The sequence below is a fragment of the Rhizobium ecuadorense genome (assembly GCF_001187535.1).
In the GTDB taxonomy this organism is placed as follows: domain Bacteria; phylum Pseudomonadota; class Alphaproteobacteria; order Rhizobiales; family Rhizobiaceae; genus Rhizobium; species Rhizobium ecuadorense.
The window spans coordinates 1-410 of the sequence record NZ_LFIO01001627.1; the positions used below are offsets into that span (position 1 = coordinate 1).

Sequence of the window (410 nt, forward strand, 5' to 3'; positions counted from 1 at the left end):
CGTATAGCTGAAGACATCGCTCAGCGTGTTGGTCGACTGGCGCAGCGCCTGGACAGCGGCATTGCTCTCGTTGACGGCATAGCTATAGGTGCCTGATGCATTGAGCACGAGGCTGCCATAGGTGCCGTTCAGTGCCGAACCGAGCGTGCCGGTTGTGGCGCCGAAGCGGATCGCCGTCACCGTCTTGGTGTCACCGGCATCCGCATCGGTGTCGTTGGTCAGCACGTTGCCGCTAGCAACCACGCCGCCCGAACCATTGGCGACCCCGCCCTTCTCAGTCGCGTTGCCCGTATCGGCAACCGCCGTCGGCGTCGTGTTTCCGGGAACCGATACGGCGATGTTGAAGGTCTCGTTGGCGGCAAGGCCGCCAAGGTCGGTTGCCGTCACCTTGACGCCGTAGGTTCCTGACC

At 63.4% G+C, this 410-nt stretch carries 1 protein-coding gene; it reads right to left on the reverse strand.

Features of this window, described 5'->3' with window-relative positions; all coding sequences use genetic code 11:
• A partial coding sequence (locus AF337_RS32805; protein ID WP_152971302.1) for a VCBS domain-containing protein occupies window positions 1–410 on the reverse strand: 410 nt, incomplete at both ends.